This window comes from Candidatus Hydrogenedentota bacterium (genome assembly GCA_018005585.1).
Lineage (GTDB): Bacteria > Hydrogenedentota > Hydrogenedentia > Hydrogenedentales > JAGMZX01 > JAGMZX01.
Map to the genome: position 1 here is coordinate 1 of JAGMZX010000100.1, position 21,622 is coordinate 21,622.

Sequence of the window (21,622 nt, forward strand, 5' to 3'; positions counted from 1 at the left end):
GTCCTGGGTTCCCGCTTGCGCGGGAATGACGGTGGGGGCGTTGTGTCCTGGGTTCCCGCTTGCGCGGGAATGACGGTGGGGGCGTTGTGTCCTGGGTTCCCGCTGGCGCGGGAATGACGGCGGGGGCGTTGTGTCCTGGGTTCCCGCTTGCGCGGGAATGACGGTGGGGGCGTTGTGTCCTGGGTTCCCGCTTGCGCGGGAATGACGGCGGGGAGCGTTGTGTCCTGGGTACCCGCTTGCGCGGGAATGACGGCGGGGGCGCCCGACAGGATGCGCGTCATGTCCTCGCCCGGCAACCCGCGCCAGACCTCGACATGCTGGACAAAATTGGGGACAGTCCCGTCTCGCCCGCCTTCGCTGAAGCTCGGGAGGACAGACTCGAAGACTCGCTCGCTTGGGACAGTCCCCGACTTTGTCACCGTACGGCCCCAATCGTCATAACTAAACGGCGTATGCAGTCCGTTTTCCGTCATCTTCGTCAACTCGTTCCCGCTATTATACCCGAACGCCGACGCAGACGGATCACCCTGAAACAGGTGGCTGTAGCCTATTTTCCACTGGATCAGAACGGGATATCTGCCTCCTCGAAAGCTTCCGCGTTGTCGAGGGCTTCATCGAGGAAATCGTCTCCCGGATCCGCCGAAGAGAAGAACGCATCAACGACGGAACAATCGACCGTCAGCAGCCAATTCTTGATAAGTTCATGCGCCGACACCGACACGGCCGCGTTTGACGCGCGGCGGCAGTCGATCACGCGCCAGCGGCGATCGTAACGGTCTCCCAGCGCGCCCACGAGCAGCGTCGCGCGCTCCTCCGGCAGCATGACGCGGTAGGCGTAGGCCCGGCCGGCCAGGATGTCCTCGGTGTAGGTGGCAATGCAGTGGGCCTGCGCGCGGCCTTCGTCCGCCAACTCACGTAGCGTGCGAATCGGCTGGAATTCGCACGTGGGCGGCAGCGGCGGCTCGGGAAACTGTGCGTCCGTGCAGCCGAATTGCCGCATCCATTCGTATTCCTGCGCCAATTCTTCGAGGCGCGCGCTCAGTTGCGCCGCGCTGTGGAATCGGACGCGCGACGCGTCGCGTCTCAGGCGCTTGGCCATTCGCAAGTAGCGCAGCATCCGCTTCGCCAGACGCGCTTCCCGGTCTTCGCGCTTGCTCGACGCCGCTTCCGCAAGCAGCCGGGGCGTGGCATGGGGCATGAGACGCGGGTCCGACACGATGCGCACAACGCCGCGATTGACCCGAGGCACATGGCTCAACGCGTGCAGACATTCGGGGCGGCTCATGGCGTCGCGCAGGTACAAGAGCAGTTCTACCGTGCACACGCGCGCCGGAACCTTTCGCAGTATACGCACGGTTTGCTCGGTCGCAACCGGGAAACGCAGCCACCGCAGTTGGTCCCGTTGACGCTTCCGCAGGAGCGCCCGCACGCTCCGCAGCGGCCACGACACGCGCGGACCGAAGACCCAGCTATTCGCCAGCATGAACGCCAACGCGGGCGTCGCATCGAGCAGGTCCAGCGCTCCCGGACAGCGCGCGCAGAAGGACAACAGCGCGAACTGGCGTTCCGGAAAGGCGCGCACCGCCGCGCGTACCGCCGGCGGGATGTCCCGCATCGCGGTGCGCCATGCTTCGAGTTCGCGCGCGGCCCGCAGCGCCGCCCGAACGGCATAGGGCAACGAAAAACCGGGAAAATAGAGTTGCCCAGCGTAAAGATCGCTGCTTTCACGCAGACAGCGCGCTTCCGCCGCGCGGCTTTTCCGCTCGGGTTCCCGCAGATTGAGATCGATCTCCGGTCGGCAGGGACGCCACTGTGGCTGCGACGCGCTCTTGCGCCACGCCGCCGGCCGCGGCCACAATCGCATGACCGTCACGCAGTCTTTGTCAAAGACGAGCAGGCGGTCACGCTTCCATACGACGCCCGGGGTAAACGGTTGACAATTCGCAGACAAACAACACGCCTCCCATCGCTTCTCGCTGATAATGTCGACCCAAGGCATGCGCACCTTTCAAGGGGGGCGTAAGGGGGGCGTGCTGCGCCCGCGCGCATCAGGCGGCGTAGCTGCAGGCGAAGGCCTTCTCGATATCCAGGCGGGGCGAGGCCACGACGCGCACGCGCTTGCGGGCATGATGGGAAATGGCCGCGATGGCGCGGCGGTCCAGCGGGTCGGCCATGGCTACGACGACTTCGCGTTCGGTGGCGAACAACGGCACGCAGTGGTACTCGCGCGCGGCATATTCGGGAACGAGTTGACCGGGGAACTTGGCAACGTTGTCCGGGTGCAGGCGCAAGTAGGGGACACCCTGCTGGCGCGCCACGGCCTGCAGCACGCGGTCCTCGGTCACGGCCCCTTGCTCGACCAGGAGTTCCCCAAGGCGCTGGGGCAGTTGCCTGGCTTGAGCGATGAGCGCCTTGCCAAGCTGCGCCTTGGTGATCGCGCCCATGCGGCAGAGGATGTCGCCGAGCCACGGCTTGCGGCGGGGCGGATGTAAGAGGCGCAAGGGCGGCCGTTCCGGCGCGGCGTTGCCGAGGTGCAGCCGCAGAATGTCAATCTGCCGCTGCAACCCATCCAAGGCTGCCCGCAACTGCACGACCTCGTCGCGGAGTTGCGCATGATGCTGGACGGCAGTGAGCAGTTCGCCGCGCAGCGCGGCAGCGGCGTTTTCCGCCTCGGTCCAGCGCGCGGCGAGCGCGCACTGCGCGCGCCGCGCCTCGCCTATCTGGGCACGGGCGGCGTCCCGTTCGGCGATGGTGCGGTCCAACCGCGCGAGAACGGCGTCGCGCTGCGCCGTCACGCGCTCCACTTGCTGGTACAGCCGGTGAATCACTTTCCTGGCTTGAAGGGCGTGGGCTTCCGCGCGGGCGCGCGCGGCGCGCAGCGCGGCAATCTCGTTCGTCTGCCGGACATGCTCCCCGCGCGCCGCTTCCAGGCGTTCCTGCAGGGCGGCAATCCGCGCGATTCCCTGCTCGTTCTGCCCGACCAGCGCGTCCATCTCGAAGCGCGCGCGCACGAGTTCCTCTTCCGTGGTGCGCAACCGGTGTTCCAGGCGCTCGGCGAGCGCGTCCGCGCGCGCCTTTTCTCCCGCGAGCCGGTCCATGGCCGCGGCCGTCTCCGGGGAGCACGCGCGCGAATGCGCCTGCTGCCGCACAGTAGCGCGCAATGTCTCGAACCTGCTTCGGAGCGCGGCGTGCTGTTGCCGCGCCCGGTTCAGCGCAATCTCGAATTCACGCGCGATCCCGCGGGCGGCCGCGGCCTCGGCCTCCGCGATCCGCCGCCGCTCCCATGCCGCGTCGAGTTGCCGGGCCAATCCCGCGTAGAGCCGTTCCGCGGCGGTCAGTTGCTCACGGCTCGAAGCGACATCTCCGAGCAGGTCCCAGAGCCGCGCGACGAGAACGTCCGTTTCTTCCCGCTGCCGTGCGTTTTCCGCGCGCAGTTGGTGAGCGTCCTGGGCGATGCGGACGGCGCGGCCCACGGCGGCGTCTTTCGCCGCTTCCATGACCCGGGCGCGCTCCGCCACAAGCACCGATACCGCGGTGACATCCTGACCGGCTGAAGTCAGCTCGGGCAAGGCGGCCGCAAGACTGCTGTAGCGCCCGAGCGTCTCGCGCAGACGCAGCAACTCCGCGTAGAGCGCGTGCAACTGGCGCTGATTGACGCGCCGTTCCGCCCGCGCGGCCTCATTTGCCCGCAGCAGCGCCGCGGCAAGCGCACGGTCCTCCCGGGCCTGCTGCCGCGCCTCCTCTTCCGCGACGGCCGCGGCGGCGGTACGCGCCCGCATGTGCGCGAGAAGACGGTGGAGGCGCGCCACCTCGCGCGCCAGCCCCGCGGGCGCGACAGCACCTTGCGCCGGGCTTGCCGGCAGCGTCTGAGGCGGAACCGGCATGGGCACAACCCGGCCCCGGGCGAGAAGGGTTCGCAAACCCGGTGTAAGGTTTTCCAAACGTTCGGGGGGCACCGCCGACGCGGCCACGACCGGATGGCCCCTGTCGGTGAATGCGCGCACCAACGCTTCCAGCGTATCCGCTTCGCCGTTGAACCGTTCCAGCGCGTCCACCAGCAGTACCGCGCGCCGCGCGCCGGGTCCCGGCGCCGGGTTCGCGGACAATTCCCGTAGTTCCGGGGGAAAATGAGACGGCGACACGCACGCGACCGCGCTCCCTGCGCCTTCACGCAGGTAGCGCGCAAGACAACGCAGCAAATGGGTCTTGCCTGCCCCGGACCCGCCCACGAGCACGACCGGAGCAGGGCTGCGCTCACGCAGCTCGGCGATTTCCCTGCATGCGGCCACGGCGGCGCGGTTGTGCTCCGTCACAAGGAAACGTGTCCACTCCTGACCCAAGGTCTGTACATGCTCCTCCCGGGTCCGAGCACGAGGGCTGACACAGGCCCGCCATCGATGCCCGCGCATCCCGAGCGCAATGCGGCGCGCTCCCTGGGGAAGTATGAAAGCCGCGCCAAGGCGCACCGCTTGTCAAGTAACATCCTGAGCATACAAAATATTGGGTGTAAAGTCAATATTACCCACAATCGCTAGTGATAATGATTCGCGAAAAGCGAATTACTACTCTTACTTATAAAAAAATGAAAATTGCCATGAACAGAATGCCTGTAAATCGAATACTTCCGCTGAAGGACTGCGTACGGAAAGGCAAAGATGCCAATGGAAGACTCTCCTCCGGGATAGACCGGAATGGAGAATAAACCTTCAGATGTGGGAGCGCGGTTCAGGCAAGCGCGCGGGCGGTCACGTCGTAGACATCGGCGGCAGTAACCACCACGTCGACGAATTCGCCCGCGCGCAATGGAGCGGAGGCATGCACGTAGACACAGCCATCGATTTCCGGTGCCTCTCCCGGGGACCGCCCGGCCCACAGTCCCCGGCCGTCGTCGAAGCGTTCGATAAGCACTCTAGTGCGCTGCCCGATGCGTTCGCGGTTGTGGAGGGCCGTGATTTCGGCCTGCAGTTCGAGCACGGCGTCTTTGCGGCGCGCACGGGTCGTTTCGCGGGTCTGGCGGGGCATTGCGGCGGCGGGCGTATCCTCTTCGGGCGAATAGGCGAATACGCCGAGCCAGTGGAAGGCGAGTTCGCCGAGCCCTTCGAGCATGCGTTTGTGCGCGCGGTCCGTTTCGCCGGGGAAGCCGGTAATCATGGTTGTGCGCAACACGATACCGGCGACGGCGTCGCGCAAGCGCCGCACCAGTTCGAACGTGTTCACTTCGCGATGGGGCCGCTTCATCAACCGCAACATGCCGGGGTCAAGATGCTGTAGAGGCATGTCCAGATAGGGAACAATTTTCGGGCAATCGGCGAGCGCTTGCAGGAATTCATCCGTCACGCCGCCGGGGTAGCAGTACAGACAACGGATCCAGAAGTCGCCGTCGAGCGCGGCAAGGTCGCGCAGCAGCGCGGGCAGCCGGTATTCCGCGGCGAGGTCGCGCCCATAGGCGGTCAAGTCCTGTGCGATGAGGTTGATTTCCCGCACACCTTGGCGCACAAGTTCCTGCGCCTCGCGCAACAGCAGGCCGCGATCGACGGAGCGGAGCTTGCCCTTCATGAGCGGAATGGAACAGAAGGTGCAGCCATGATTGCAGCCGTCCGAGATTTTCAGGAATGCGTGCGGCGCGCCGCCGAGACGCTTTCGGCGCATGAAGGGATAGATGGTGACGGCGGGCGCCTCGTGAACGTCCTTGCGCGAAGCTGCTGCTTCCCCACGGACCATGTCTACCATCTCGCGGAACTGCCCCACGCCAACGATGCCGTCGATCTCGGGAATTTCCGCGAGCAGGTCGCCCGCGTAACGCTGGGCCAGGCAGCCCATGACATACAGGCGCGGCGCGCCGGTATTGCGCCTGCGCTGCGCCCAATCGACCAGCGCCTGGACGGACTGCCGTTTGGCGTCGGCGATGAACCCGCAAGTGGTGACGACCACGGCGTCAAGCGCGTCATCGCCTTCGGGGTCCGGTTCCAGGTGCAGGGCGCAGCCGGCATCCTCGAGCATGGCGGCCAGGTATTCCGTGTCCACCGAGTTCTTATCGCAGCCCAGCGTAACGAGGCCCACGCGCATGACGGCACTCCAGAAGGCACATTTCAGCTTCACGTCCGGGACGGAGCGGGATGCGCCCCGCATCTATTCCAGCGTGAGGCGCCGACGGCTCCTTATGATGCCATTACATAGGGCACTGTCGCCATATTACGGGTTACGCGACCAGTTTCTCGCGGGCCCCCAGCCGCGCGGCCAGTTCCTCGTGCCCCATCAGTTCCGCAAGGTCGACCGGCGTCAACCCGTTCAGCACTTCGTTGTGCATTCCGGGGTCCGCACCGCACGCAAGCAGGATGGCCGCCACTTCACCGCGGCCCGTCAGGGCGGCCCAGTGCAACGGCGTCATGCCCATGTTGCTCTGGATATTGACATTCGCCGCCGCGCTCAGGTCCCGGACCGCGTCCGCGTGTCCTTCCCGCGCCGCCTTGTGCAGCGGCGTCTCGCCGAGCGCGTCCTCCGCGTTCACATCGGCGCCGTAGCGGACCAGGGACCGCACGGCATCCGTCAACCCGAACAAGGCGGCCCGGTGCAGCGGCGTCATGCTCCCGACACCGCACTCCGACCCTTCGTGCGCCAGGCTCAACATCATCTCGGCCAGCGCCATGTGCTGGCTCTGATATGCGCGGTCCAAAGGGGTGCGGCCCGCGTCGTCTATCGTGTGCATCCATTCAGCGACCATAGGTGACTCCTTTGCGTGTCTTACACCATCGGGCCAAACCCGGCTGGATGGAAGCAAGATGCGTGCCCGTCAACAGGCCACTTGCGGCGGACGTGCCGGATGAGCGCTAAGTTGCTGTTGAAACAGGCTTTAGAGCGAAGCGTGGGGTCCGCTGCCGGTGCAGGCTGCTGGTGGCTGCGCCACTGCGGGAAACACAAACTGCCAAGATGACAAATCTCCGCCGCCAAGGATTCAGCAGCGCGAACACACCTTATGTGCGCGTAATGCCGGGATTCAGCATGCCGGATACCGCATTGTGCACACGAGGCCGTCTTGTGGTATGCTTCGTGCAAACACCACCTGTTGCGATGGGACGGTTCACTCGATGAGGCAATTTCGTATTCCCGCGCTCTGCGCGGCGGTCTTCGTGCTGGCGTGCTGGGGCTGTCGCCCCGATGTTCAGCCGCCTGCGGCGTCTTCTCCCGAGGAGAAACATCGCCAGTGGCTGGCGCTGGCTGATGCGCCGGTCGAGAACCTGGACTATAGCGCGGCGGTCATGCTGGGCGAACAGTTGGCGGCGGAGGACAGATTGGACCTCATCTTCACGACGCTGGGCGATGCGTCGGCCAACCCGAAGGCGAAACTGCTCGCCGTGGTAAGCCTTACGCCATTGCTTCGTCCGGAAATGACGTCGCAATTGGCGGCGCTGACCGAAAGCGCGCGGGAAGCGACGACGCGGGCCTGCGCGGCCAAATTGCTGGGGTTCATCGACGACGACGGCGCGCGCGCACGGCTGAGGGAACTGATGCATGACCCCGAGCGGCGCGTGCGTGTATCGGCGATGCTCATGCTCGCGCGCGCACACGACGCTTCGGCGGTCGAGGCGCTGCCCACGCTCTGGGCCGATCCGGAAACCAACGCGGCGGAACGCGTCGAACTGGTCCTTTCGTTGCCCGACGAGGGCTCGGCCCGTTTCGAAGGTATTTATAAAGATGCTGCGCTAGACCATGCACTGGACCCCGAGATCCGCATGCGATCGGTGACTGCCCTGGGCGAGATCGGCAATCCTGGCGCGGCCGCAGTGCTCGAGCGTTGCGCCGCGGAGGATCCTGTTCCGGCGGTTCGCGAAATGGCGCGCAGCGCCGCGGATGCCATCGCGGCACGCACGACAAACCAGGCCGCCGGTGGCGCGGCAGGCGGATGAGGAGCGCGGACGTTGTTGTTCGGTAGGAGACGCAAACACGGGGCCCTGCCCCCCAATTCACGGGAACGCGACGCGGACGAGTCCGCCATCTGGCCGCACCGGCGGCAGATGAACCCGGGCCCCGACTTGGTCCGTATCGATTTTGAGATGATGCAGAAGGGACACATCATCCAGCGCGGCAAGGTCAAGTGCCGGCAGTGCGGCGTCACGGTGGCCGGGTCGACGCGGCTCGTAACCAGCGGCGACGTGGTGGACCGCGAGACCTACGAAGCGCTGCTCGCCTCGGGCATCATCCGTCCCGCGCCTGCATCATCGGCGAAGCAACGCGACGCAAGAGACGAATCCTAGCGACGCGGCGCCGTTGCGGGCGCGGCGTGCGGGCCACGGCGCGGCGAGGAAGCCATGGCGTCTTCTACTCTTTCCATCGCGATGATCGTGCGCAACGAAGCGGACCTGCTCCCCGGCTTTCTTCAGCATGCGGCGCCATGGGCCGATGAAATCAGTGTTGTTGACACCGGCAGCGATGATGGCTCCCCCCTGATCGCGGAGCGCGCCGGCTGCAAGGTGGCCCATTTTGCATGGCGCGACGATTTCGCCGCGGCCCGCAACGAATCGCTGCGCCTGTGCGCCTGTGATTGGATTCTCGTGCTGGACGCGGATGAACGCATCGACCCCGGGGACTGGGTCCGCCTCCGGCAACTCGCGGCGGGCATGCACGATGTCTGCTATCGTTTTACCACGCGCAATTATTCGAATGCCGAGCACCTGAGCGGATTTACGCATTGCGCGCCGGGGGACCCGCATTCGCGCGGTTTCGCTGGCTGGTCTCCCAGCGTGAAAGTGCGGCTCTTCCCCAACGGCGCGGGGGCGCGTTTCGACGGCGCCATCCACGAGCTTGTAAACGAATCGCTGGAACGCGCGGGCCTGCGTCTGGTCGCGGCCGGCGTTCCCATCCACCATTACCCGCTGCTGCGGCCGCCCGAAAGGGTCCTGGCCAAGCAGGCGCTGTACCTGAGACTTGGGCGCGAGAAGGTCGCCGCACGTCCCAATGACCCGCAGGCGCACGTGGAACTCGGGCGGCAACTGGTGGAGATGGGCGATCTCCTCGCGGCTGTGGCGGCATATCGCGATGCGTTGCGGCTGGCGCCTCGAAGCGCCCAAATCCTGCGCGAGCTGGGCGCGACACTCTTCTGCATCGATAGGCACGCAGAAGCGCGGCGCGCCCTCGAACTTGCGGTCGAATTTGAGCCCGGCATGGCGGACGCCTGGCGCAATCTCGGGGTCATCCACGCCTATGCAGGCGCGTGGGACGCCGCTTTTCCGTGCCTCGAGGAAGCGGTCCGCCTCGAGCCGGCGAATGCGGTACTGCACGAGTACCTTGCCGAGGCGCTGCATCAGTTGGGGCGCGCCGAGGAAGCGGCGGCGGCGCGCGCGCGCGCGCAGGCCCTGCGCGGCACGGCGCACTCCTCGCAATCAAGGGGCCAAGAGGACGCAAACGACAAGAAGGACACGAGAACGAATCCTTCACATGGGTGCGGGGAGCCGCAGCCCCACTGACCCGCGCGTGTTCCGGCCGGAGGAATCAGCGCGTCGTCAGTTGGTAGATTTCCCAGGCGATTGCGCCATTCACGATACCTGACGCGGCGAGCAGCGGCACGTCGTAGCCCTCGAGCGGCACGCAAGCATCAGGCCAGTCCCACATCGGGTCAATCCAAACGACGCCGGAGTCGTTTGCGTAGTCGCGCGCGGCATGCAACGTAACATAGGCCGCCCGCGCGCCCGCGGACCGCGCCCGCAGCAGCAGGTCGTCCGGCGCGTGCTGATACCCAATCAACGCGACGAAATCCCCCCCGCCGAACGCGTCCCCGGGCTTCGCGTGACGCCGGAATCCCGCGTTCCATACATCCGAGTGGAACAACTCGCCCATGGCCGTCTTGCCCACTTCATCGGGGAACAGATGGCCCATGCTGTACATGTAGAGGCGCTTTCCGGCTTCACGCGCCTCGCGCGCCCATGCGCCCGCGCACTCGAGTCGCGCCTGCTCTTCGCGGGCCACCCGCCGAAGCATGCCGGCGACAATGTCGGCAAACCGGTTTCCGGTGACGCCGTGCGCAACGGGCGGCACGGTCAAGTCGTCGTGAAACGCGGTCTCTCCATTCTTGTACTGCTGCATGCGCGCGATGCCGTCGTACATGCCGATGCTCTCGTATACGACGGGCATCTTGCCGAGGCGCGTAAGCGCCGCAATCAACTCGCCGGTGAACAGCCAGCCGGGAATCGCGTTGGCAAAGGTGGGCGACAGACCGGACTCCGCGGCGTGATTCGAGAACCAGGGCGCATCCTCGCGCGGGCCGCCGCCAAAATAGACCACATAGCCGCCCAGCGCCGCCGCATCGGGTGCGGGCATATCCGGCTCCACGAAGTACAGCACGACATCACCGGTTCCGGCGGTTTCGCCGCGCAACCCGCGCGCCATCATGAATCCGCCCGCGCGCCCGGTCAGTTCGCTTGTCATCGACGACTGCCCCGCGATCCAGAGCTTGCCGCCCGCTGCGAGATGGGCGGCCGCCGCTTCCGCGGGCGGCTGCATGGAAGGCAGGCAGGCGCGGCACGCCTCCAGTGCAACGCAAGTCCGTTCCAGGTAAGAATCGGGCAGCGCGCCCGCCGCCGCGGCGCTGATGAGTATGGTCAACATGTGCATGAGGCTCCCCTTGCTTCGCACCAGTTGTGCCTGTGACACGCGCCGAGGGCGCGAGGACTCGCAGGGCCTACGGCTGAAACGCGAAACGGCGAATCACCACTTCCGCGGGTTGCCCGTTGGCGGGCGCTGCGCCATTCATGAGCCAGAAATTGATCCGCGCATTCTCGCCGCCGTTCGCGGGCACGTCGGGGCCCGTATAGTGCCAACTGGCGATTTCGTTCGCCTGTGCGGGCGGCGGAAAGTCCGCGCCGGTCACGCTGCTGAATTCCACGTACGTGCGCCGCCACGTGAAACCGTGCGCGGTAGGCGCGTCGGGCCCGATTTCGAAACGGGTCATATTGCCTTCCCGGTCGTAAGGCTGGACTACAAATTGCGCATTGTCGTTGAGCGGGTCGCCCCACCGCGCGAATTCGACATCGATTTCGCGGTGGTTGTAAGCCGCGTCGTCGCTCCAGGTGAACAAGCCGAGCACGACGTTCGGGTCAAATGCGTCAACGGCGCTGTCCAGATAGAACGTGTACGTACCGTAACCGAAACTGTCAAGGGAAATGATCTCCGCGCACCGGGGTCCGGTGCTGCCGTTCGTGATCTTGAGGTGCAGCCTTCCGGCGCGGTCAAGCCATACATTATCCAGGCCGTCTGCGAACAGGTTCGGGCCGGGCCCCACCGGCGTCGCGGCGCGCTTGACGCGCCATTCAAGCCCGGAGAAGAAAAGCAGTCGTTCCGTCGTCTGTTGCGTTCTCCAGACGCCCGTATGTGCGACGGCCGACGCGAAGACCGCGCCGGGAATCGCCGGCACGCCGCCGAGCAGATAGGCATCCGTTTTCTTTGGGACGAGAAACGCAGCGATCTTCTGCGCTGTTTCATCCGTTCCGCCCGTAACGACATCCGCCGCCCATTCGCCGCTGTTGTTGATGGAAGTCAACGGGTCGACAAACGTCGGTTTGGTCCACCAGCCGCCCGCCTCTTCAACGTAGATATAGACGGCTACCGCATAGTCACAGGGATTCACATGCAGGACGCGCCCTTGAAGCAGGCCGCTGCTTCCCCACGCGGGCGCGTTCGTAATCTCGATTTGCGGGTCGCCCGGTCCGCCAAGCGGCGGACACCCCGGGAACAGCGCTACGGCAAGGCTCATAAGAAGGCACGAGGAAACGGCAGGGAAATGCATGATTTGACGCGCCCTTCTTGTTCGCATGCATGCATGCTTGTCCTTGTACACGATGCCAAGATAGATTACTCTAATGAGCGCCGCTGCACAATCCAAGCGGCGCCAAGCGGCTCGCCATCGCATCGGGCCAGGAAGGAAGCGTCATGCAGCACGGCATCGGCAGACAACCCCGCACGTGCAAACACGAACCAACATGGATGAAGTCCGCGCGCGCCGCTGGAGCTTGCGTATTGCTGCTCCTGACCGCCGTGTCAGGCTTGTGCGCCGCCGCCGACTGGCCCACCTACCGGCACGACATCGCGCGCAGCGCGCGGACAGAGGAATCGCTCGCGCCGCCGCTGTCGCTGCAGTGGACGTTCACGCCGCCGCAACCGCCCGCGCCCGCGTGGCCCGACCCGTTGAAAGAGAAACCCCGCGACCGTTTCGACGAGGCCTATCACGTCGCGGTCTCCGGCGACGCCGTATTCTTCGCCACTTCGTCCGACAACAAGGTCTTTTGTCTCGACGCGGCGACGGGCCAGGTGCGCTGGACCTTTCTAGCGGGCGGCCCGGTCCGCGTCGCGCCGATGGTCAACGAGGGGCGCGTTTTCGTTGGGTCCGACGACGGGTGTGCCTATTGCCTGCGCGCGGAGGACGGCGGCTTGGTCTGGCGTGTGCGCGCGGCCTACGGCGAAGAGAAGGTCCTGGGCAACGGGAAGATGATTTCCCTGTGGCCCGTCCGCACCGGCGTGATCGTGGACGCCGGCATCGCGTATTTCGGAGCAGGCGTGTTTCCGCACGAAGGCTTGTACCTCTGCGCCGTCCGCGCCGGCGACGGGACCGTGCTGTGGCGCAACGACACCTGCGGCGACGTCGATTTCGAGCAGGATTTCGGCGGCATGACCATGCAGGGCCCCATGCTCGCCTCGGCTACGCAAGTCTTCGTTCCGGCCGGCCGCGCCATGCCCGCTGTCTTTCGCCGCGACGACGGCGTCTTCCATTCCTGGCTGTCCCCCGGCGGTCATTTCGGGGGCACGTGGGCCCTGCTCACGGACAATCAGCTTATTGCGGGCATCGACGGCAAGAAGACCTATGCGCCCGGGGGGGGCAACCGCGCCGAGGACGCTCCCTACGCGTGGTTCCCCGGCCAGGACCTCGTGGTCGCCCCCGACACCGCCTACCTGCTCACGGTCAACCAGCTGATCGCGTTGGACCGGGCCGCGTTCGACGAGGCGACGCGCCAGCGCGCGGTGCTTATGAAACAGGTCGATGAACTGACCAAGAAACGCGACAACCTCAGCCAACTCGTCCGCCGTTCCGGCAAAGACACCCCCGATTCCGTCAAACAAGAATTGAACGCCCTCCAAGAACAGCTCGAACCCCTCTATCAACAGGTACGCGACGTCGTCGCTTCCGTCTGCCGCTGGAACCAGCCCTGCCCTTATACGGAGGGTATTATCCTGGCGGGCAGCAACCTGTATCTCGGCGGGCAGGACGCCGTCGCCGCATTCGACACGAAGACCGGCGAAGAAATCTGGACGGCATCCGTGTCGGGCCGGGCGCCGGGGCTTGCGGTTGCGAACGGACGGCTCGTCGTGAGCACGGACAAGGGTGGCATTCATTGCTTTGCGCGCGGGACCGCGGCAGATGCCTCCGCGAGCGCGCCCGCAGCCGCGCCGACGGAAGCGGCTGACGCGAGCATCGCAACGCGTGCCGACGCCATCGTGGAGGTCTCAGGCGCAGCGCGCGGCTTTGGGCTGGTCCTGGGTAGCGCAACGGGCCGGCTCGCCGCGGAACTGGCGCGGCGCACGGACCTCTACCTCGTCTGCGCCGAACCGGATATCGCGAACGCGGCGCGCGCGCGGCAGTTGCTGGACGCACATGGTCTCTATGGCACACGCGCGCAAGTGGACGAGGCCTGCCTGCCCCGGCTTCCGTTCGCGGAGTTCTTCGCGAACCTGGTCGTGTGCGAAGCGGAGGCGCTCCCGGACGCCTCGGAGCAAACCTGCGCGGAGCTGGCGCGCGTACTAAAGCCTTGCGGCGGCGTGTTGTGCCTGCCCGCGCACCCGGTCAACGACGCAGTTGCCGCCGCCCTCGCGCAGATGGAAAATTTCACCGCGCGGCGCGTCGAACGGCCGGGCGGCGCGTGGCATGTGGTCACGCGCGGGCCCCTGCCGGGCGCGGGCCGCTGGACGCACCAGTACGCCGAACCGGGCAACACCGCGTGTTCGGACGACCTGCGCGTGCGCGGGCCGCTGGGCGTGCTGTGGTTCGGGCTTCCGGGTCCCGGCCAGATGGTTGAACGCCATGCGCGCGCCGCGGCGCCCCTGGCGCAGGACGGGCGCATGTTCGTGCAGGGCGAAAACGTTGTCATGGCCTACGACGCCTATAACGGCCTCAAGTTGTGGGAGCGCGCCCTGCCGGGCGCCGTCCGGGTGCGTGTCGATTCCGACATGAGCAATTTCGTTCTCGGCAAGGACAGCGTCTTTGTCGCCGCATTCGCCGAATGTCACCGTCTCGACGCCGCGACGGGCGAGACCTTGCGCACCTATGCGCTGCCCGAGAACGCGGAAGCCGACAGCCGCTGGGGCTATCTGGCGTGCATCGGCGACATCGTCCTCGGTTCCGTGGCGCCGCCGCTGACCAATCGTTACAGCGCGCTGTGGGATCTGCTCGTGGGTGAGGATGGGAACTGGCGCGACCCCGACGCCGTGGCAACCGAGCAGGGCTGGTCGGCGTCTCAACGCGCGGACGCGCGCCGTTTCTTCCAGGCGCACGAGAAACCGGACGCGCGCGCCTACCAAGATGCGCAGCAGTCGGGCCTGATGTGGCGCAACATGACGGCCTGGCCCGCGTGGGGCAGCGTAGAATCGCCCATAGGCGCCGTGACGGAACGGATCATGGCTTCTAAGACCGTGTTCGCGATAGACGCGGCCACGGGCGCGCCGCTGTGGCGCTATGACGGCGGGGTGGTCGCGCATCCCGCGATTGCGGTGGCGGAGAAACCTGGCGACGGCGTCGTGTTTCTGGCGGACTGCAACGTGAACGAGGCGGAACGCGAAGCGGCCATGCAGGAGCGGACCGCCCTGATTGAGAAGGGCGCGTGGGAGGAGGACCCGGTCCCGTATGACCCCGAGGACGCGGACGTGCGCCGCGTTGTCGCACTGGACGCGCGCACGGGCGCGAAGCGCTGGGAACGCGTCATGGACCTCACCAGCTGCGGCGGCGACCGTCTCGGCCTGGCCTATGCGGACGGCGTGCTGTGCTTCTTCGGCTGCTACAGCAACCACGACCGCGAACTGTTCAAAGACGGCAAGCTGCGTTGGCGGCGGGTAACCGCAGTCGCCGCGGAAGACGGGACGGATCTCTGGTCGCGCCCGCTCAATTACCTGCGCCGCCCCGTGATTGTGGGCGACCAGATTCTCGTCGAACCCCGCGCGTGCAGCCTGCGCACGGGCGCGGTGAAGGCGCGGCCCCACCCCCTGACCGCCGCGGAATCCGAATGGGAGTTCGTGCGCCCCGGCCACTGCTGCAGCACCACGAGCGCCTGCCCGAACATGTTCTTCCTGCGCGGCTACTTTCTCTGGTACTACGACCTCGAACGCGACCTCGGCATGCTGCCCTTCGCGGGCATCCGCCCCGGTTGCTGGATCAACACCATCCCCGCGAACGGCGTTGTGCTGTTCCCCGAGGCAAGCGCCGGCTGCACCTGCTCCTACCCGGTCCGCTCGACCGTCGTGCTTGCACCCCGCGCACGGGACCGCGCCTGGGCGCTGTTCGTACAGCATGGCGCTCTGACGCCGGTGCGGCACATGGCCGTGAACTTCGGCGCGCCCGGCGACCGCCGCGACGACGACGGCACGCTCTGGTTCGCCTATCCGCACCCGCCGAGCACGCGCTGGTACCAGTACGGCACCGATTTCGACCTCAGCGAGAAGTTCTCCGAACGCGATGTCCGATACTTCGCGCGCAACGTGGAGGGGCTAAGCCTGGAACCTGCCGGCAAGTCGTGGCTCTTCGCCAGCGGGTGCCGCGGCCTATACCGGCTCACCCTGCCCCTGCTCGACGAGGGACAGGGGCCGGGTCGCTACACCGTCCGCCTCTATTTTGCCGAACCCGACGGGGCCGCGCCCGGCACGCGCGTCTTCGACGTGGCGCTGGGCGGCCAGACCGTGCTCGAAGGCTTCGACATTCAGCGCGAGACCGGCGGCGCGCCCGCGGGCGTGATCAAGGAATTCACCGGCGTCACCGTGAAGGACAGCCTCGTCGTCGAGTTCACGGCCGATGGGGCGCAGGATGCGCCCGACCGCGTGCCCGTCCTCAGCGCCATCGAGGCAATCCGGGAGGACGTTGTCTAGACAAGACCTGGTCCAGGACTGTTGTAGGGGCGACTCTGCTCGTCACACGGGTTTTGGGACAGCTTCCGGGCAGACCGGCCCAAAACACGATTGCCGTTACCGTGCGGCCCGGGCCGTGCGCTAGAATAACTGCCCGCCGTCTCACGGCGGCCTTCACGGCCGTGTCAAGGCCGCGCACGTTTCAGGAGGAACCAATGAGCACAGGTGTTGAGACCTTCGAGTTCCAGACGGAGGCCCGGCAACTGCTGGACCTCATGATTCACTCGATCTACTCGAACAGGCAGATTTTCCTGCGCGAATTGATCTCAAACAGTTCCGACGCGCTCGACAAGCGCCGGTTTGAGGCCATTCACGCCCCGGAACTGCTTCCCGGCGACGTGGAACTGGCCGTCCGCATCGAAGTGGATAAGGCGAACCGGACCGTCGCCGTCATCGACAATGGGGTCGGCATGACGCGCCAGGAAGTCATCGATCTGATCGGCACCATCGCGAAATCGGGCACGCGCGAGTTCCTCGAAACGCTCAAGGCAAGCCGAGTGCGGGACGTGCCGCCTGAACTCATCGGCCAGTTCGGCGTCGGCTTCTACTCGTGCTTCATGGTCGCCGAAAGGGTTGAACTCATCACGCGCCACTTGCGCGAACAATCCGCGACGCGGTGGGAGTCGCGCGGCGACGGAAGCTATACGCTTCAGCCCGCGGAACGCCCCGAGCCGGGCACGACGGTGGTCGTGCATCTCAAACCGAGGGAGTCCGAAGAAGAATCGGAGGACTTCACGGATGAGTGGGTGATTAGGCGCATCGTGAAACGCTACTCGGACTTTGTGGCCTATCCGATCCGCATGGATGTCGAACACACCCGCCCCGAATACGACGCCGAGGGCAAGCCCATCGCGGGAACCGAAAAGACGGTTGTTGAAACGGAGACGCTGAACTCGATGAAGGCCATCTGGCTGCGCGACAAGGACGCGGTCGGCGAGGACGAACACACCGAGTTCTACAAGCATGTCTCGCACGACTGGAACGAGCCGCTCACGCGCATCCAGGCGAAGATCGAGGGCACGCTCGAATACCGCATGCTGCTCTACGTGCCGTCGAAAGCGCCCTTCGACCTGTATTACATAGGCGGGGCGCGCCACGGGGTGCATCTCTATGTCAAGCGTGTCTTCATCATGGACGACTGCAAGGAATTGCTGCCCGATTACCTTCGGTTCCTGCGCGGCGTCATCGATTCCGAAGACTTGCCGTTGAACATCTCGCGCGAGATGCTGCAGAAGGACCGGCAAATCGAGCGCATGCGCCGGGGCGTTGTCGCGAAGGTGCTCGACGCGCTAAAACACATCCGCGACACGGAACCCGAGAAATACGCGGCGTTCTGGCGGGAATTTGGCCGCACCCTGAAGGAAGGGCTGTTCCAGGACGCGGAGAATCAGGAGAAACTGCTCGATTTGTGCCAGTTCGCATCCACGGCGGACGCGGCGGCCCCGACGCGGCTCGATGCGTACCTTGACCGCATGAAGCCGGACCAGGACGCCATCTACTACCTGACGGGCGCGGCGCGCTCGAAGGTCGAGCAATCGCCGCATCTCGAAGCGTTCCGGGAAAAGGGCTACGAGGTGCTCCTCTTGACGGACCCGGTCGACGAGGTCTGGCCGCAGGCCGTGTTCCATTACAAAGACAGACCGTTCCGGTCCGCGGCCAAGGGCGCGGCCGACCTCGGCTCGGAAGAAGAGAAGAAGAAAGCGGAAGAAGAGCGGCAGGAGAAAGGGCAGGCCTATGCTTCGCTGCTCGCGTTCCTGAAAGAGAGGCTGTCAGAACAAGTCAAGGACGTGCGGTTGTCGTCCCGGTTGACGCAATCGCCCGCCTGCCTCGTCGGCGACGCCGCTGATCTCAGCCCGCAGTTGGAACAGATGATGCGCGCGCTCGGGCATGAGACGCCTGAAGTAAAGCGTATCCTCGAATTGAACCCGGCGCATCCCGTCGTCGAACGATTGCAGGCCCGCTTTTCGGAGAACGCCGAAGACCCGGTGCTGGCCGACGGCGCGGAACTGCTGTATGGACAAGCACTGCTTGCGGAAGGCAACGCCCCGCCGGACCCGGCGCGGTTCAGCAAGCTGGTAGCCGAACTGATGTCCCGTGCGTTGTAGGCGCGCAAGCCCGCGCCCGCCCGGGATACAAGAAGGAACAGGAAATGACGATGCTGTGTGTAGTCGCGTTTTCATTCGGCGCCGCGCCCGTGCCGCCTCAGGAGGTCCAGATCACTTCAACGCCGAAGAACCACACTCTGGACAACAACGACAACTTCTCGGCGGATGGGCGATTCCTCTGCTATGACACGCGCGAGGGCGTGGGCCCGGGCATCGGCAACAGCCAGAGTATCGAGATGGTCGAGATCGCTACGGGGAAGGAAATCGTGCTCTACGCGCCGGGCGAAACCCTCATTTCGGCGGACGAGAAGCAGTCGGCGCCGGGCGTCGGGGCCGTGACATTCTGTCCCACCGCCGACAAGGTCGCGTTCATCCATGGCCCGCTGCCAGAAGAAGTGGCTGTGCGTGGCTATTACGGCAAGCCGAATCGGCGCGGCGCGGAAGTCGCGGCGGACGGCAGCGGCGCGCTGACGTGGCTCGATTTCCGCGACCCGGCAACGGACCGCGACACGTTGCCCGGCGCGCATCGCGGCGGCACGCACCGGCACGAATACAGCCTCGACGGCAGTCGTATCGGGTTCACCTACGACGACGTACTGATGCCGGAGTATGGACGCACCATAGGTTATATGGAGGTGCATCCCGCCGCGCCGGGAGACGCAACACACTATTTTGCGGTGCTCGTACCCGTGGTCCCGTCGGGCAAGGCCAAACCCGGCGAGCTCGAGACGGCGCTGGGCGATTCGTGGATTGGACGTGAGGGCCGCGTCCGCGCGTTTATCGGCAAAGTGCGCGAGGGGGACGGCGTATCTTACGCCGAGTCGCTGTTTGCCGTGACGATACCACCGGACCTCGACATCACGACGGCGGATTCCGGCGGTCCGGCGCGGTATCCCTCGCCGCCGAGGGGCGTATCGATCCGGCGGCTTACGCATACGTGGGCCTGCGGCGTCGTGCGCGGCTCCTACCGCGGCGACCGCATCGCCTATTACGCCAAAGACGCCGAAGGCCGCACCCAGGTCTATGTCATTCCCGTTACCGGCTCAGACCGCGACCCGGATCCCGCCAAGCGGCCCGTCCAGGTCACGAGACTGCCGCACGACGCTGCCACGGGGCTGCGTTGGCATCCTTCCGACAACACGATCTTCTGCGTCAGCAACAACGCCATCGCGGCGGTGTGCGTCGCGCCCGGCCCGCGTTTCGGCGAGACCGTGTTCCTGACACCGCAGGACGGAGTGCCGCGCACGAACCTCGTCGTATCGCCCGACGGCAAACAGCTTGCCTACAACAAGCCCGTATCCGCCTGTGCAGCGGACGGCCGCCGCCTCGCGAACTATAAGGGAGAGGACTTCCTCCAAATCTTCATGATCGGCTTCCCTGACGCGGACGGCGACGGCATCACGGACGCGCAGTAGGCGGGAATCCCCATGTTTTCCGAGTTTATCGAGCCCGGCGTGCCGCGGCTCATCTTCTGGATTTTCGTCGGCCTTGCGATCGTCATTCAGGGCATCAGCAAGTCCGGGTTCGCGGGCGGCGCCGGCATCCTCTCGCTGCCGCTCATGATGCTGGTCATGCCGGTCAATCTCGTCGCCGCGTCGCTGCTGCCGCTGCTTATTCTCTGCGACATGAACGCGATCTACAACCACCGCCACAACAAGGATTGGGATAAGATCATGCGCATCTATATCCCCGCGATTATCGGCATCGTGCTCGGCGCCTGCGTCTGGTGGCTGGTGGGGAAACAGGGCGTCGAGCGCTACGGCGTGCCAATCAAGCGGTTCGTGGGGGTTATCGCGGTCCTGTTCGCCTTCTACATTGTCGCGCGGGAGGCGTCCATGGCCTGGGCCGAACGGCACCGGCCCGGCCCGATCGCCGCCTGGGCCGCGGGCATCTCCGCGGGTTTTACCTCGACAATCGCGCACGCCGCCGGACCGATTGTCAGCCTGTACATGTTCGCCCAAGGGATGGGCAAGTCCCTGTTTGTCGGTACGGTAGCCTGGACTTTTACGCTCATCAACCTCACGAAACTGCCCTTTTACATCAGCGTCGGCCTGGTCGATTTTCACGTGCTCCGCTTCGACCTCGTGCTGGTCCCGCTGATTCCCATCGGGTCCTGGCTGGGGCACTGGATGCACTTTCGCGTTTCGGAAAGCGCATTCAATCGGGTGATCATGGTGCTGACGCTGGTCGCCGGAATTCAGCTTCTACTCAACGCCAACTTGATACACCTCTTGCTCGAGCGCGTGTTTCCGTAGGTTGCCGCCACACGGCGGGCGGACGTTCAGAACAGCCGTTCGAGCACCCAATGCCGCTGGCGCAGCGCGGCGCGATGAAACTGCGCCCAGAACGACTCGTGGAATCCCTTCACTTTTTCGAAGTGCATGTTCTTGCGTTGAATGCGCGGCCGTTTGTCCCACGCCACTTCGCGCAGCAGCGCGGGCTCGAGCGCGTCGGCCCGCCATGTCAGCGGGTCATAGACGAACGGGACCGGGTCGAACAGGGCGGCAAATGCGCGTTGCCAGGCGGCGCAGCGTTCCTTCACATCGGCAATGGGCATCTGGAACAACCGCCGCAGCGGAACGCGCAGTTCCTGCCACGGGATGGGCGCTGGATCCCCCTCCTTTGGCGCGGCGCGCAGCCATGCATGGATGCGCGACGCGGCGTTGAGATAGTCGCGGGGATTATCCCGCGCGCATTCCTTGCCCGTGTGCGCGTTCACGTATTTCCAGACCTTGAAGGGCGTGTCGGGAAAATAGCCCGCTTCGAGATGGCCAATGCACGGCGGCGTGTCGAGCAGCACGTTGCCCACGGGCAGGCGCCGCCAGCCCTTCCCTTGGGCAACGCGCAGACGCGAGACGTTGTTCTCTGCGTGCCAGCGGCCCGAGAACCCTTTGTGCGCCCAGGTATCGGCGTACGTGTGCAGCGCAATGCCGATAGCGCACAGGCGCCGCCGCGGCAGCGGGTCCGACGTGGCCCAGGCAAGCAACTGGCGGCTGAAATGATTGTTGGGCGTCGTGACATAGCTGTGCGTGCGCGGGCTGAACGGAAAGGGCGGCAGGAAATGAAATGCCATGTAGACCCGCTTCTGCACAGCCCAGCGAAGGCCCGACACGTAGCCCAGCCCCGCATGCGCCGTACGCACCGGCTCGAATTGCGTGTCGCCCACGGAAATCGGGTCGCTTTCCGTCGCGTTGTCCACGTATTGCGACGCATAGGCGATGGTCAGCGCGTCCGGCGCGCTCCAGCCCGCGGCGCGCGCCAGCACGCCGACGCAGTAGTAATGGAAATCCACGTCCATGGCTGGTCGTTCCCTTGGTGACGCCCGATTATACCGCGTTCGCGCGAGCCCGCGGCAGCGTCTCCGC

The 21,622-nt window shown here is 65.7% G+C and carries 15 protein-coding genes; 7 read left to right on the forward strand and 8 right to left on the reverse strand.

From position 1 onward, the window contains the following. From KA184_15860 to KA184_15880, 5 genes are all read right to left on the reverse strand, one after another. On the reverse strand, positions 1-473 hold a 473-nt coding region (locus KA184_15860), incomplete at its 3' end, for a hypothetical protein (GenBank protein MBP8131054.1). Between the two features lie 89 nt (positions 474-562). Then, positions 563-1,951: a PcfJ domain-containing protein gene (locus KA184_15865; GenBank protein ID MBP8131055.1), complete on the reverse strand. Its 1,389-nt coding sequence runs from the start codon at positions 1,949-1,951 to the stop codon at positions 563-565. 97 nt (positions 1,952-2,048) lie between these two features. Further along, a complete protein-coding gene (locus KA184_15870) occupies positions 2,049-4,313 on the reverse strand; it encodes a hypothetical protein (GenBank protein ID MBP8131056.1) in 2,265 nt (754 codons plus the stop codon). 412 nt (positions 4,314-4,725) lie between these two features. After that, the gene (rimO, locus tag KA184_15875; GenBank protein MBP8131057.1) at positions 4,726-6,066 is read right to left on the reverse strand and encodes a 30S ribosomal protein S12 methylthiotransferase RimO; all 1,341 of its coding nucleotides are present in this window, start codon (positions 6,064-6,066) and stop codon (positions 4,726-4,728) included. A gap of 133 nt (positions 6,067-6,199) precedes the next feature. Continuing rightward, positions 6,200-6,721: an ankyrin repeat domain-containing protein gene (locus tag KA184_15880; GenBank protein ID MBP8131058.1), complete on the reverse strand. Its 522-nt coding sequence runs from the start codon at positions 6,719-6,721 to the stop codon at positions 6,200-6,202. A 364-nt stretch (positions 6,722-7,085) separates the two neighbouring features. On the opposite strand from KA184_15880, the gene KA184_15885 reads away from it, so the two are divergent. Genes KA184_15885 through KA184_15895 form a run of 3 tightly spaced genes read left to right on the forward strand, consistent with a single transcriptional unit; the run spans position 7,086 to position 9,461 of the window. Next, positions 7,086-7,904 (forward strand): HEAT repeat domain-containing protein, encoded by an 819-nt coding sequence (locus KA184_15885; protein MBP8131059.1) that lies wholly within the window; start codon positions 7,086-7,088, stop codon positions 7,902-7,904. A gap of 15 nt (positions 7,905-7,919) precedes the next feature. Beyond that, positions 7,920-8,252, forward strand: a complete 333-nt coding sequence (locus tag KA184_15890) for a hypothetical protein (protein ID MBP8131060.1) — start codon at positions 7,920-7,922, stop codon at positions 8,250-8,252. A 54-nt stretch (positions 8,253-8,306) separates the two neighbouring features. Then, positions 8,307-9,461 (forward strand): tetratricopeptide repeat protein, encoded by a 1,155-nt coding sequence (locus KA184_15895; protein MBP8131061.1) that lies wholly within the window; start codon positions 8,307-8,309, stop codon positions 9,459-9,461. Between the two features lie 25 nt (positions 9,462-9,486). Here KA184_15895 and KA184_15900 read toward each other — a convergent pair whose 3' ends face one another. Beyond that, a complete protein-coding gene (locus KA184_15900; GenBank protein ID MBP8131062.1) occupies positions 9,487-10,599 on the reverse strand; it encodes a hypothetical protein in 1,113 nt (370 codons plus the stop codon). A gap of 73 nt (positions 10,600-10,672) precedes the next feature. After that, positions 10,673-11,776 (reverse strand): hypothetical protein, encoded by a 1,104-nt coding sequence (locus KA184_15905; protein ID MBP8131063.1) that lies wholly within the window; start codon positions 11,774-11,776, stop codon positions 10,673-10,675. Between the two features lie 143 nt (positions 11,777-11,919). Here KA184_15905 and KA184_15910 point away from each other — a divergent pair, with 143 nt between their 5' ends. From KA184_15910 to KA184_15925, 4 genes are all read left to right on the forward strand, one after another. Beyond that, a complete protein-coding gene (locus KA184_15910; GenBank protein ID MBP8131064.1) occupies positions 11,920-16,113 on the forward strand; it encodes a PQQ-binding-like beta-propeller repeat protein in 4,194 nt (1,397 codons plus the stop codon). A 194-nt stretch (positions 16,114-16,307) separates the two neighbouring features. Next, positions 16,308-18,257: a molecular chaperone HtpG gene (gene htpG, locus KA184_15915; GenBank protein ID MBP8131065.1), complete on the forward strand. Its 1,950-nt coding sequence runs from the start codon at positions 16,308-16,310 to the stop codon at positions 18,255-18,257. 44 nt (positions 18,258-18,301) lie between these two features. Continuing rightward, positions 18,302-19,672 carry a DUF3748 domain-containing protein gene (locus tag KA184_15920; GenBank protein MBP8131066.1) on the forward strand — a complete coding sequence of 457 codons (1,371 nt, stop codon included), beginning with the start codon at positions 18,302-18,304 and terminating at the stop codon, positions 19,670-19,672. 12 nt (positions 19,673-19,684) lie between these two features. Next, entirely contained in the window at positions 19,685-20,512 is an 828-nt protein-coding gene (locus KA184_15925; GenBank protein ID MBP8131067.1) for a sulfite exporter TauE/SafE family protein, read from the forward strand. A gap of 26 nt (positions 20,513-20,538) precedes the next feature. On the opposite strand, the gene KA184_15930 is transcribed toward KA184_15925, so the two are convergent. Continuing rightward, the gene (locus KA184_15930; GenBank protein ID MBP8131068.1) at positions 20,539-21,555 is read right to left on the reverse strand and encodes a hypothetical protein; all 1,017 of its coding nucleotides are present in this window, start codon (positions 21,553-21,555) and stop codon (positions 20,539-20,541) included. Positions 21,556-21,622 lie beyond the last annotated feature (67 nt).

Excerpts from the sequence above, each read along its gene's own strand:
- rimO (MBP8131057.1), bottom strand. The coding sequence starts at position 6,066 with ATGCGCGTGGGCCTCGTTACGCTGGGCTGCGATAAGAACTCGGTGGAC.
- KA184_15880 (MBP8131058.1), bottom strand. The coding sequence starts at position 6,721 with ATGGTCGCTGAATGGATGCACACGATAGACGACGCGGGCCGCACCCCT.
- htpG (MBP8131065.1), top strand. The coding sequence starts at position 16,308 with ATGAGCACAGGTGTTGAGACCTTCGAGTTCCAGACGGAGGCCCGGCAA.
- KA184_15910 (MBP8131064.1), top strand. The coding sequence starts at position 11,920 with ATGCAGCACGGCATCGGCAGACAACCCCGCACGTGCAAACACGAACCA.
- KA184_15925 (MBP8131067.1), top strand. The coding sequence starts at position 19,685 with ATGTTTTCCGAGTTTATCGAGCCCGGCGTGCCGCGGCTCATCTTCTGG.
- KA184_15920 (MBP8131066.1), top strand. The coding sequence starts at position 18,302 with ATGACGATGCTGTGTGTAGTCGCGTTTTCATTCGGCGCCGCGCCCGTG.
- KA184_15900 (MBP8131062.1), bottom strand. The coding sequence starts at position 10,599 with ATGTTGACCATACTCATCAGCGCCGCGGCGGCGGGCGCGCTGCCCGAT.
- KA184_15895 (MBP8131061.1), top strand. The coding sequence starts at position 8,307 with ATGGCGTCTTCTACTCTTTCCATCGCGATGATCGTGCGCAACGAAGCG.
- KA184_15905 (MBP8131063.1), bottom strand. The coding sequence starts at position 11,776 with ATGCATTTCCCTGCCGTTTCCTCGTGCCTTCTTATGAGCCTTGCCGTA.
- KA184_15885 (MBP8131059.1), top strand. The coding sequence starts at position 7,086 with ATGAGGCAATTTCGTATTCCCGCGCTCTGCGCGGCGGTCTTCGTGCTG.
- KA184_15930 (MBP8131068.1), bottom strand. The coding sequence starts at position 21,555 with ATGGACGTGGATTTCCATTACTACTGCGTCGGCGTGCTGGCGCGCGCC.